Here is a 12791-nt window from a genome sequence, read left to right as displayed (position 1 = left end):
GGAGACAAAGATGTCCCGTTCCGCCCGAACGATCGCCATTGCCGGACTCGGCGTCCTCGCCTTGGCGGCGTGTACCAGCAACACCCCGCAGGCCGAGAACAACAACAACGCGGCGCCGCAGGGCGTCTCGGCCGGTAAGAACGACGAGCCCGGCAAGAAGGTCAAGATCGGTTTCTCCGCGCCCGCGTCCGACCACGGCTGGATGGGTGCGATCACCAAGGCCACCCAGGCCGAGGCGAAGAAGTACTCCGACGTCGAGCTGCTCGTTGCCGAGGGCACCAACGACCCGAACCAGCAGATCAGCCAGGTCGAGACCTTCATCAACCAGAAGGTCGACGCGATCGTGCTGCTGCCCTTCGACGGGGCGGCGCTGACCGCGGTCGCGACCAAGGCCATGGAGGCCGGGATCACGGTCGTGAACGTCGACCGCGAGTTCAACAACCCGGCCGCGGCCCGGACCACGATTCTCGGCGACAACTACGGCATGGGGGTGTCGGCCGGCGCCTACGTCTGCTCCCAGCTGAAGGACAAGAAGGACTCGATCGTCGCCGAGATCGCCGGGATCGACTCGCTGCCGCTGACCCAGGACCGGAGCAAGGGCTTCAAGGAGGCGCTCGCCGACTGCGGCCTGAAGGTGAGCAACCGGGTCGCGGCCGAGTTCACCGTCGAGTCGGGTGAGAAGGCGGCGGCCAACCTGCTGCAGGCGGCCCCGAAGATCGACGCGATCTGGAACCACGACGACGACCAGGGCGTCGGCGTGATGGCCGCGATCAAGAACTCCAACCGCAAGGACTTCTTCCTGGTCGGCGGTGCCGGTTCGGCGAACGTGATGCGCGACATCAAGTCCGGTACGTCGCTGGTGAAGGCCACCGTCATCTACCCGTCGACGCAGGGCGCCGACGGTATCCGGCTGGCCCGGCTGCTGGTCCAGAAGAAGGCCCTCGGCGACCTGGTGGAGGTCGAGGTCCCGCGCGAGATCCAGCTGTACGCGCCGGTCGTCACCAAGGACAACGTCGACCAGTACCTGCCGACCGCCTTCGAAAGCTGAACGACACAGCGAAAGCTGACAAGGAGTACGTATGACCAACCTCGGCATCGGCCTGATCGGCTACGCGTTCATGGGCGCGGCCCACTCGCAGGCCTGGCGGAGCGCACCGCGCTTCTTCGACCTGCCGCTGGACCCGGCGATGACGGTGCTGTGCGGCCGCAACGCCGACGCGGTCCAGGCCGCCGCGGCCAAACTCGGCTGGCAGGAGACCGAGACCGACTGGCGCAAGCTGCTCACCCGCGACGACGTACAGGTCATCGACGTCTGTACGCCGGGTGACAGCCACGCCGAGATCGCGATCGCGGCCCTGGAGGCCGGGAAGCATGTGTTGTGCGAGAAGCCGCTGGCCAACACGGTCGCCGAGGCCGAGGCGATGACCGCCGCGGCCGAGGCGGCCCGGGCCAAGGGCGTCCGGTCGATGGTCGGGTTCACCTATCGCCGGGTCCCGGCGATCGCGCTGGCCCGGCAGCTGGTTGCCGAGGGCAAGCTCGGTACCGTCCGGCACGTCCGCGCGCAGTACCTGCAGGACTGGATCGCCGACCCCGAGGCGCCGCTGTCGTGGCGCCTCGACAAGGAGAAGGCCGGCTCCGGTGCGCTCGGTGACATCGGCGCGCACATCATCGACCTGACGCAGTTCATCACCGGCGACAACATCGCCGAGGTGAGCGGTCAGCTCGAGACGTTCGTCAAAGAGCGCCCGATCGCGTCCGACCATGCCGGACTGTCCGGTACGGCGGGGACGGAGCGCGGGCCGGTCACGGTCGACGACGCGGCCGTGTTCCTGGCCAAGTTCGCTTCGGGGGCCCTCGGTGTCTTCGAGGCGACCCGGTTCGCGACCGGCCGCAAGAACGCGATCCGGATCGAGATCAACGGCAGTGCGGGCAGTCTCGCCTTCGACTTCGAGGACATGAACGTCCTGCACTACTACGACGCGGCCGAAGACTCCCGGACGGCCGGCTTCCGCCGCATCCTCGCGACCGAGCCCACACACCCGTACGTCGAGGCGTGGTGGCCGCCCGGCCACCTGCTCGGCTACGAGCACGGATTCACACATCAAGTCGTCGATCTGGTCACTGCGATTGCCGAGGGCACCGATCCGGCGCCGTCGTTCGCGGACGGGCTGCGGGTCCAGCGGGTGCTGGCCGCGGTCGAGGCCAGCTCGACGTCCCGACAATGGCAGGAGATTCCCGCATGACCTCATATACACCTAGTAGGGACGACAAGTTCTCGTTCGGTCTCTGGACGGTGGGCTGGGAAGGCGTCGACGTCTTCGGTACGGCGGTCCGTCCCGCGATGGACCCGGTCCACGCGGTGGAGAAACTCGCCGAGCTCGGCGCCGCCGCCATCTCGTTCCACGACGACGACCTGGTGCCGGACGACAGCACCCGGACGCAGACCCTGGAACGCTTCACCAAGGCGCTGGCCGAGACCGGCATCGTCGTGGAGATGGCGACCACGAACCTGTTCAGCCACCCGGTCTTCAAGGACGGCGGCCTGACCGCCAACGACCGGCAGGTCCGGCGGTACGCGCTGGCCAAGGTGCTGCGCAACGTCGACCTGGCCGCCGAGCTGGGCGCGTCGACGTACGTGCTGTGGGGCGGTCGCGAAGGTGCGGAGTCCGGCGGTTCGAAGGACGTCCGGGCCGCGCTCGACCGGTACAAGGAGTCGATGGACATCCTGTGTGCGTACGTGCGCGAGCAGGGCTACAACATCCGCTTCGCCCTCGAGCCGAAGCCGAACGAGCCGCGCGGTGACATCCTGCTGCCGTCGATCGGCCATGCGATTGCCTTCATCAACGATCTCGCGGACCCGGAGCTGGTCGGGATCAACCCCGAGGTCGGGCACGAGCAGATGGCCGGCCTGAACTACGCGCACGGGATCGCCCAGGCGCTGTGGCACGGGAAGCTCTACCACATCGACCTCAACGGGCAGCACGGTCCGCGGTTCGACCAGGACCTGCGGTTCGGGGCCGGGAACCTCCGCGAGGCGTTCTGGACGGTCGACGTACTGAATGGTTCGGAAGGCCGGCCCGGCTACGACGGGTACGTGCACTTCGACTACAAGCCGCCGCGTACCGAGGACGAGGAAGGCGTCTGGGAAACCGCGCGGGGCTGTATGCGCAACTACCTGATTCTGCGGGAGAAGGTGGCGGCGTTCCGGGCCGACCCCGAAGTGACCGAAGCGCTGGCCGCGGCCCGCGTCGCGGAGTTGTCCGAACCCACCCTGGCCGAGGGTGAGAGTCTGGCCGACCTCCGTGCCCAGTCCTACGACCCGAACGCGCTGGCCGAGCGCGGACTCGGGTTCGAGAAGCTGGACCAGCTGGCGATGGAGCACCTGCTCGGCGTTCGCTGATCCCTCTTGCTGTAACGAAACACCACGTCCCGCGCAGGGCAGAGCACGGGAATAGATGGAGCGCGCACCTTATCCGACCCATGAGGAGCTCCGCATGATCCAGCTACGCAGGCACGGCACAGCCATGTGCGCTCTCGTGCTCGCCCTGATCGCGGCCTTACTGGCCCCGCTACCCGCCCGGGCCCATCCGGGCCACGGCGACGAAACCTTCAACGCCCTGATCTTCAGCAAGACCGCCGGGTTCCGGCACGACTCGATCCCGGCCGGGATCCAGGCGATCAAGGACCTTGCTGCAGGCAACAACTTCACGGTCACCGCGACCGAGGACGCCTCGATGTTCAACGACACCGAGCTGGCCAAGTACGAGGTGGTCATCTGGCTGTCCACGACCGGTGACGTACTGAACGCCGATCAGCAGGCGTCGTTCGAGCGCTACATCAAGGGCGGTGGCGGGTACGCCGGTATTCATGCGGCGTCGGACACGGAGTACGACTGGCCGTGGTACGGCAAGCTGGTCGGGAGCTACTTCGACAGCCACCCGCCCGGTACGCCGACCGCGACGGTGAAGACCGAGGATCACGCGCACCCGTCGACCGCCGAGGCGCCGACCAGCTGGCAGCGTACGGACGAGTGGTACAACTACAAGACCAACCCGCGCGGAACCGTGCACGTGCTGGAGTTGCTGGACGAATCGACGTACACCGGCGGGAACATGGGCGTCGAGCACCCGATCACGTGGTGCCAGGACTACGACGGCGGCCGCGCCTGGTACACCGGCATGGGTCACACGATCGCCTCGTTCGCCGAGCCGGAGTTCCGGAACGTCATCCTGGGCGGTATCAAGACCGCGGCGGGCGTGCTGCCGGCCGACTGTGGTGCCTCGCTGAGCGAGAGCTACCAGAAGGTGACGCTCGACGACAACACGTCGAACCCGATGGAACTCACGATCGCGAAGGACGGCCGCGTCTTCTACATCGACCGCAACGGTGCGGTGAAGATCGTGAAGACCGACGGCACCGTGGTGACCGCAGGGACCCTGAACGTCTACACGGGTCAGGAGTTCGGTCTGCTCGGGATCGCGCTCGACCCGGCCTTCGACACCAATGGCTTCCTCTACCTGTACTACTCGCCGGCCGGAGCCGATCCACACGACCGCGTCTCCCGGTTCAAGGTGACTGGTGACACCTTGGAACTGGCCAGCGAGAAGCAGGTGCTGCGGGTCGACACCCAGCGCGACCAGTGCTGTCACGCGGGTGGAGCGCTGGAGTTCGATGGCGACGGCAACCTTTTCGTTGCCACCGGCGACAACCGGAACCCGTTCGACTCCGACGGCTACTCGCCGATCGACGAGCGCGCGGGCCGCTCTGCTTGGGACTCCCAGGGCAGCTCCGCGAACAGCAACGTGCTGAACGGCAAGATCCTGCGGATCCATCCCGAGGCGGACGGGACGTACACGATCCCGGACGGCAACATGTTCGCGCCGGGTACGGCGAAGACGCGGCCGGAGATCTACGCGATGGGCTTCCGGAACCCGTTCCGGATCGGCATCGACCCGACCACCAACCACCTGTTCGTCGCCGACTACGGTCCCGATGCCGGCCAGGTGTCCCCGACCCGCGGCCCGGACGGGCGGGTCGAATGGGACGTCATCGACAAGCCTGGGTTCTACGGCTGGCCGTACTGCGTCGGCGCGAACACGCCGTACAACGATCATGACTTCGCGACCGGTACGTCGGGAGCAACCTTCAACTGCAACGCCCCGGTCAACAACTCGCCGAACAACACCGGTATCAACCAGTTGCCGGCGGCAATCCCTGCCTCGCTGTGGATGGGCAAGTCGACCACGGGTGTTCCGGAGATCGGTGGCAGCGGTGCGCCGATGACGAGCGGCGCGTACAAGTTCGACGCCGCCAGTACGTCGGATCGCAAGTGGCCGGCGTACTTCGACGGTAAGGCCGTGTTCGCCGACTGGAACGACAGCCGGCTGTTCTCGGTCCAGCTGAACGACGCCCGCACCGGTGTCAACGACGTGTCGCGGATGCTGCAGAAGCTGAACTTCATCCGTCCGCACGCGTTGCAGTTCGGGCAGGACGGCGCTCTCTACGTGATCGAGTGGGGGAGTGGTTTCGGCGGCAACAACGCCGACTCCGGCATCTACCGGATCGATTACGTCCAAGGGAATCGGGCGCCGATCGCTCAGTTCTCGACCGACAAGACGTCCGGGCCGACTCCGCTGATCGTCGCCTTCGACTCGACCGGGTCGCGGGATCCGGACGGGCAGCCGATCACGCTCGCCTGGGACTTCGACGGTAACGGGACGACGGACAGTACCGAGGCCAAACCGTCGTACACCTACACGACGCCAGGTGTGTTCACGGCGCGGTTGACCGTGACGGATGCGGACGGCCGGACTGCGGTCTCGAACCAGACGATCACGGCCGGCAACACTGCGCCGACGATCACCGTCGAGGCTCCGCCGGACGGCGGGTTCTTCGACTTCGGGGACACCGTTCGTTACAAGGTGACCGTCACCGATCCTGAGGACGGGACGGTCGACTGCAACGACGTCGTCACCAAGCCGGCGCTCGGGCATGACGAGCACGCGCACGACTACGAGGAATACCGCGGTTGCGGGGCAGTCATTCCGGTGAACGGCGACCAGGGTCACGTCGGGGCGAACATCTTCGGCCTGATCAAGGTGAAGTATACCGACAAGGGTGCACCGGGGACCGGGCGGATCACCACCGAGAAGATCGTTCAGCTGCAACCGAAGCTGCGTGAGGCGGAGTACTTCAGCGAGACCGGCGGTCCGGGTGCAACGCCCGGCGTACAGACCGAGAACACCGGTGACACTGCCGGCGGTGGCAAGAACATCGGCTGGATCGAGGACGGCGACTGGTGGGGCTGGAAGCCCACCAACCTGACCAACATCGGACAGCTTCAACTGCGGGCGGCCTCTCCGGAGCTCGGGGCGACTGTGCAGGTCCGGCAGGGCTCACCGACCGATGGGCCGGTGATCGCGACCATTCAGGTGACGCCGACCGGTGGCTGGCAGACGTACGGGAACTTCACCGCGCCGGTGAATGGTGCGTCGCTGGCGAGCGGTCCGTTGTATTTCGTGAAGACGACGGGGCAGCTCAACGTCAACTGGGTGAAGTTCATCGGCAAGGGTGTCACGGAGAACGAGCGCCCGGCCGTGACGGTCGAGGCTTCGACCACGCAGGGCAAGGCGCCGCTGAAGGTCGACTTCACGGCGGCTGCGACCGACCCGGAAGGCGACCTGCCGCTCACGTACGCGTGGAGTTTCGGTGATGGTGGGACGGCGACCGGAGCGTCGGTCAGTCACACGTACACCACGGCCGGGACGCACACCGCGGTCGTGACCGTGACGGACGCCCGAGGTGCAGCCGGTACGGCGAAGGTCGTGGTGACGGTGGATTCGCCGTCGCTGCCGACCTGTCTGACCGGACGCTCCGACGGGTTCGACGGGACTGCTCTGAACACGGGTCGCTGGTCATCGGTTGTCCGAGGCAACCAGGAGATGTCGGTTGCTGATGGCAAGTTGTCGCTGCCGCTGACCGCGACGGACATCTACGGCACGGGAAACACGGGTACGCCGAACCTCGTGCTGCAGCCGCTGCCTGCCGGTGCCTGGCAGGCGACCACGAAGCTGACGATGCCGGCCCGGCTGGCGTATCAGCAGGCCGGGTTGCTCCTGTACGGCGATGACGACAACTACGCGAAGATGGTGATCCAGGGCCGGTCGACCGGTGCGCCGTCGGCGAACGACCGGATCTTCCAGTTCATCCGCGAGGAGAACGGCGTACCGAACGAGGTCACCGGATCGAACACGGCCAACCTGGGTGCGGCGTACCCGGACACCGTGTGGGTGCGGTTCACCTCCGATGGTGCGAACCTCAAGGCGGCCTACTCCGCCGACGGTGCGACCTTCACCGAGATGCCGGAGACCAAGCAGCTGGCCGGGATCTCGAACCCGCGGATCGGAATGTTCGGACTCGCGAACCGGACCGAGGCACTCCCGATCACGGCGGCGTTCGACTACTTCCAGCTGACGCCGGACGACACCGCCGAGCAGCCGGCACCGGATGACGAGTTCACCGGTACGACGCTCGACGCGTGCCGCTGGTCGGAGATTGTCCGGCCGGATCCCGCGGCGTACCGGGTCACCGGTGACGGCCTCGAGATCGACACCAGCAAGGGCGACATCTACCAGGGGACGGCGACGAACCCGCGGAACCTGATGTTGCAGCCGGCACCTGACGGCGACTGGACGATCGAGACGAAGGTGGACGGTTCCTCGTTCGACGAGGCGTTCCAGCAGGCCGGGCTGATGGTCTACAAGGACGACGCGAACTACGTGAAGCTGGACTACCTGACCACGAACCCGTCCGGGTCTCCGGTTGCTCGGGGCTTGGAGTTGCGGAGCGAGGTCGGCGACGTACTGCAGCAGCCGCAGCCTGGCGCTGGGGCGACGCAGGGCGTCTGGTGGTTCCGGCTGGCCAAGAAGGGGCCGAACTTCACTGGTTCCTACAGCTCGGACGGGTTGACCTGGACGGCTCTCCCGTCGGTGCCGAACACTGCGCTGGCGACTGGGGCGAAGTTCGGGGTCTATGCGTTTGGTGTGGACCAGGTGGCTTCGAAGACGGCTCGGTTCGAGTACTTCAAGCTGGTCCGGGACACGACGGCGCCGACGGTGTCGCTCTCGCTGAACCCAGCCACGCCAAGCGGTGCGGCCGGTTGGTGGATCGACGAGGTCACGGCAACTGCTCTCGGGACGGACGACCAAGGCGGTCAGACGTATCTCGAGCAGAAGGTTGGCGACGGCAACTGGTCCGAGTACACGGCTCCGGTGAAGTTCACGGCCGACGGCACCCACACCTTGCAGGTGCGGGCGTCCGATACCGCGGGCAACGTGTCGGAGCCGTCGACGGTGACGGTGAAGATCGACCGTACGGCACCGACCGCGACCGTGAGTGGTCTCGCGGCCGGTGCGTCGCTCGGGGTTGCTTCGACGGCGACGGTCACTGCCAAGGGTGCGGACGCGGGATCGGGGCCGGCCGGGGTGACCCTGGCGGTCGACGGGAAGCCGGTGCCGGCCGGCGGGAAGCTTGACGGTGCCGTGCTCGGGCTCGGTGCTCACCAGCTGACCGCTACCGCGCTCGATGTCGCAGGCAACAAGTCGGTGACGACGGTGCCGTTCACCGTCGTCACGTCGTACCCGGAGGCGGTGAAGCTCGTCGAGCGCTTCCGTGCCGCCGGGAAGATCCCAACCGGAACAGCCACGGCGATGAAGGTGCAGCTCGGGCTGGCGGAACGTGCCGTCGCCCGTCAGCAGCCGCTGGTCGCCCGTGTCGCCATCGACTTGTTCCTCCACCAGGCCAGGGCGGTCAAGGACGTGCCCACGCGCACGTTGCTGATCGCGGTCGGCCAGGACCTGAGGAGCAAGATCCGCTAGCGATCCCGTGAACGCGGGATCTCCAGAACGCTGCCGCTGGAGAACGCTCCGGCCCCGGGTGGTTCGGCCCCACCCGGGAACGGAAGAGAGCGCTCTCCGACGGTCGGCGGGGGACCATCCGGTCCTCGTCCCCGGCGCCACCTCGCGCTCCGGTGTCGCCGGGGACACCCTGCATCTCCAGAAACGCTGCATCTCCAGAAACGCTGCATCCCGTGAACGCTGCATCCCCTGAAACGAGAAATGAGGAGAGGGCATGGCACGACCGATCACCCTGTTCACCGGCCAGTGGGCCGACCTGCCGTTCGAGGAGGTGGCCCGGCTGGCGGCCTCCTGGGGGTACGACGGCCTGGAGATCGCCTGCTGGGGCGACCACCTCGACGTACGGCGTGCCGCCGAGGACCCGGCGTACGCGCGAGACCGGCTGGACATCCTGGAGAAGCACAACCTCAAGGTCTGGACGATCTCGAACCACCTCCTCGGCCAGGCGATCTGCGACGACCCGATCGACCAGCGGCACCAGGCGATCCTGCCGGCCCACATCTGGGGCGACGGCGATCCCGAAGGCGTTCGGCAGCGCGCTGCCGAGGAGATGGCGACGACCGCCCGCGCCGCCCGGGCCCTGGGGGTCGACGTCGTCGTCGGCTTCACCGGCTCGTCGATCTGGAAGACCGTCGCGATGTTCCCACCGGTCCCGCCGGCCATGATCGAGGCCGGCTACCGCGACTTCGCGGACCGCTGGAACCCGATCCTGGACGTCTTCGACGAGGTCGGCGTCCGGTTCGCTCACGAGGTGCACCCGTCCGAGATCGCCTACGACTACTGGTCCACCACCGCCACCCTGGAAGCGATCGGCCACCGCGAGGCCTTCGGCCTGAACTGGGACCCGTCGCACTTCGTCTGGCAGGACCTCGACCCGGTCGGCTTCCTCTGGGACTTCAAGGACCGCATCTACCACGTCGACTGCAAGGACGCGAAGCGCCAGGTAGGCAACGGCCGCAACGGCCGCATGGGCTCACACCTCGCCTGGGGCGACCCCCGCCGCGGCTGGGACTTCGTCTCCACCGGCCACGGCGACGTCCCCTGGGAAGCCTGCTTCCGGATGCTCAACACGATCGGCTACACCGGCCCGATCTCGGTCGAATGGGAAGACGCCGGCATGGACCGCCTGGTCGGCGCCGCCGAAGCCCTCACCTTCGTCCGCACCCTCGCCTTCGACCCACCCACCGCCTCCTTCGACGCAGCCTTCTCCTCTTAATACGAACGAGTACGGACAGGCTGGGCCGGGGCTTGCGAGCTCCCCGGCCCAGCTGCTGCTCTAGCCGACGCCCCAGGCGATGTGCCGGACCGAGCCGTCCGGCATCCGCAGATGGAACCGGCTCTCGCGGCGGCGGTAGATGCCGACGTCGTCGATACCGTCGCCGCTCCAGTCACCGATCACCGGAACATCACCGACATCGCCCCACGGAATATGCCGGACCTGACCGTCCGGCATCCGCAGATGGAACCGGCTCTCCCGGGGCCGGTAGATGCCGACGTCATCGACCCCGTCGCCGCTCCAGTCACCGGCCACCGGGATGTCGCCGGTGTCGCCCCAGGGGACGTGCCGGACCGAGCCGTTGGGCAGGCGGAGGTGGAACCTGCTCTCGCGGGGCCGGTAGATCCCGACATCGTCGATGCCGTCGCCATCCCAATCGCCGGTGACTGGGACGTCGCCGGTGTCGCCCCAGGGGACGTGCCGGACCGAGCCGTTGGGTAGCCGGAGATGGAACCGGCTCTCGCGAGGCCGGAATATTCCAACGTCGTCGGGCCCGGCCCCGTCCCAGTTGCCGATCACCGGTACGTCGCCGGTATCGCCCCACGGAACATGACGGGTCGAGCCGTCCGGGAGCCGGAGGTGATAGCGGCTCTCGCTGGGCCGGAATATTCCGACATCGTCAGGCCCGGCACCATCCCAGTTGCCGATCACTGGGGTGTCGCCGCCCCGCATCCGGTTGGCCACGTCCGCGCGCATCTGGTCGAGATTCACGAACGCCGGGTCGATCTTGTTCTCAGTACTCGTCTCGATATGCCCGCGGGCATGGTTCGCGTCGCGGCCGAGCTGTTTCAGCACAGCCGCGGTTGCCGCCACCGAAGCGTTGTACTGCGCCGCGGTCATCTGCTGACTCACGCCGTTGTAGTCGATCTCCCAACCGACCAGCATCGTGTTGCCGTCGCCCACCGGAATCGGGCCGCTGCCTCTACTCGCTCCAGCGTGGTTCGCGCGATTCGCGGAGATCAGGTGGAAGACGCCGTGGTAGTCCACCAACGCATGGCAGAGCGGACCCTGAAGAGGCCTGTCGCCCCCGCGGCCGTTGATGCAGACGTTCAGCGAAGGAGCCGGATTCGTGGCGGTCGACGTCACGCCAGCCGTGTGATGCCACAGCACGCCGATCGGGTTGAACGAACCGCTCACTCCGCGCGCCTGCCAGTTCCCTTCTTCCACGACCTGCACGCCTGCGCCGCGCAGCACGTCGATGAGCCACGGAATCGGCATCAGAACACCCCGAGATCGGCCAGGCACTCCGGGCGGGGCGCTTCGGCCTGAGCCAGTGCGGGCGGCGCTACGATCAGCGGCGCCGCTCCGGCGACGGCGGCTGCGGTGAGGAGCAGTCGCCGCGATGGCCGAAAGGCCGACGACTCGGTTGAGGCGGCCGTCGATGGGCTGGATTCGTTCATTGTTTCTCCCTGGGCGGTGGGGAACATGTCCGCCCAGGATGTGGGAACCGAAGGCAGAGAGCGCTCTCTGACCTGAACCTGCCAGAGCTGTTCTAGCTCTGGAAGAACGCCCGGAGATCCGCGGCCACGAGGTCGGGGACCTCGAGGGCGCCGAAGTGGCCGCCGCGGTCGAACTCCTGGTAGTGCACGACGTTGAACTCGCGTTCGGCGAGCCGGCGGACAGTGGGGTCGCCGGGGAACACGGCGAGACCGGTCGGCACCGGGCAGAACGGGACGTCGGCGGCCCAGGTGTTGGCGGCTTCGCGATAGATGCGGCCGGACGATCCCGCCGTACCGGTGAACCAGGTCAGGGTGACCGCGTCCAGGATCAGGTCGTTGCTGATGGCACCTACTCGGTGGCCGTAGTCGTCGTACCACTCGAGGAACCAGGCGAGCTGGCCGACGGGGGAGTCGTCGAGGGCGTAGCTGAGGGTTTGTGGCCGGGTGCCCTGGATCGCGGCGTAGCCGGAGCGCTCGGCCTGCCAGCGGTCGAGTCCGTCGAGACGCCCGCGCTCGGCCTCGGTCAGTTCCTCGTCCTCCTGCGGGAAGGTGAGCTGGCTGTCGAGGTGCAGGCCGAGCAAGCGGTCCGGCGCGGATCGGGCGATGACGGGAGCGATCTGCGCACCCCAGTCGTAGCCGTGGACGCCGTACCGGTCGTAGCCGAGGTTCTCCATCAACGTGATGCAGGCCTGGGCGATCCGCTCGGCGCCCCAGCCGGTGGTTGCCGTCGGCCCTGATAGCCCGAAGCCTGGCAGGGTCGGGACCACGAAGGCGAAGTCGGCCGCCAATTGCTCGATGACGCTCAGGTAGTCGGCGCCGGAGCCCGGCCAGCCGTGCAGCAGGAGCAGGACCGGTTTGCCCGGGTTGGGCAGGTGCAGGAAGTGCAGGCGCTGGCCGTCGATCTCGGTCGTGTACTGCGGGATCGCGTTGAGCCGGTCCTCGAACCGCCGCCAGTCGTACGACGTTCGCCAGTACTCGGTCAATTCCCGCAGCCGGCCGAGCTCGACGCCGTACGACCACTCGACGTCGGCCAGCTGATTCGGCCAGCGAGCCGTCTCCAGTCTCCGTCGCAATTCATCCAGTTCACTTTGTGGGATCTCGACCCGGAATGCGTTCGCTGTCATGTGCACGACCCTAGGGACAGTAGCGGCCACTTGTTGT

8 protein-coding genes are annotated in these 12791 nt (G+C 67.4%); 5 read left to right on the top strand and 3 right to left on the bottom strand.

The window, feature by feature from the left end; all coding sequences use genetic code 11:
* Positions 1 to 10: 10 nt before the first annotated feature.
* The 5 genes from ACFCV3_RS13905 (at position 11) to ACFCV3_RS13885 (ending at position 10131) form a co-directional block, all read left to right on the top strand.
* Positions 11 to 1048: a substrate-binding domain-containing protein gene (locus ACFCV3_RS13905; RefSeq protein ID WP_376030060.1), complete on the top strand. Its 1038-nt coding sequence runs from the start codon at positions 11 to 13 to the stop codon at positions 1046 to 1048.
* 31 nt (positions 1049 to 1079) lie between these two features.
* Positions 1080 to 2243, top strand: coding sequence for a Gfo/Idh/MocA family protein (locus ACFCV3_RS13900; protein ID WP_376030058.1), 1164 nt, complete (start codon positions 1080 to 1082; stop codon positions 2241 to 2243).
* Complete coding sequence (xylA, locus tag ACFCV3_RS13895; protein ID WP_376030056.1) at positions 2240 to 3400, top strand: xylose isomerase; 1161 nt, start codon at positions 2240 to 2242, stop codon at positions 3398 to 3400. Before ACFCV3_RS13900 ends, xylA begins: the two co-directional genes overlap by 4 nt.
* A 94-nt stretch (positions 3401 to 3494) precedes the next feature.
* Positions 3495 to 8876, top strand: coding sequence for a ThuA domain-containing protein (locus ACFCV3_RS13890; protein ID WP_376030055.1), 5382 nt, complete (start codon positions 3495 to 3497; stop codon positions 8874 to 8876).
* Positions 8877 to 9129: 253 nt separating this feature from the next.
* Positions 9130 to 10131: a sugar phosphate isomerase/epimerase family protein gene (locus ACFCV3_RS13885; RefSeq protein WP_376030053.1), complete on the top strand. Its 1002-nt coding sequence runs from the start codon at positions 9130 to 9132 to the stop codon at positions 10129 to 10131.
* Between the two features lie 60 nt (positions 10132 to 10191).
* On the opposite strand, the gene ACFCV3_RS13880 is transcribed toward ACFCV3_RS13885, so the two are convergent.
* The 3 genes from ACFCV3_RS13880 to ACFCV3_RS13870 form a co-directional block, all read right to left on the bottom strand.
* The gene (locus ACFCV3_RS13880) at positions 10192 to 11409 is read right to left on the bottom strand and encodes an N-acetylmuramoyl-L-alanine amidase (protein WP_376030052.1); all 1218 of its coding nucleotides are present in this window, start codon (positions 11407 to 11409) and stop codon (positions 10192 to 10194) included.
* Positions 11409 to 11591 carry a hypothetical protein gene (locus ACFCV3_RS13875; RefSeq protein ID WP_376030050.1) on the bottom strand — a complete coding sequence of 61 codons (183 nt, stop codon included), beginning with the start codon at positions 11589 to 11591 and terminating at the stop codon, positions 11409 to 11411. The genes ACFCV3_RS13880 and ACFCV3_RS13875 overlap by 1 nt, the downstream gene beginning before the upstream one ends.
* A gap of 92 nt (positions 11592 to 11683) precedes the next feature.
* A complete protein-coding gene (locus tag ACFCV3_RS13870; protein ID WP_376030048.1) occupies positions 11684 to 12754 on the bottom strand; it encodes an epoxide hydrolase family protein in 1071 nt (356 codons plus the stop codon).
* Between the last annotated feature and the right edge of the window lie 37 nt (positions 12755 to 12791).

The sequence above is a fragment of the Kribbella sp. NPDC056345 genome (genome assembly GCF_042262745.1).
In the GTDB taxonomy this organism is placed as follows: domain Bacteria; phylum Actinomycetota; class Actinomycetes; order Propionibacteriales; family Kribbellaceae; genus Kribbella.
The sequence above is the reverse complement of the archived record's forward strand: the minus strand, read 5'-3'. Positions and strand labels throughout refer to the sequence as shown.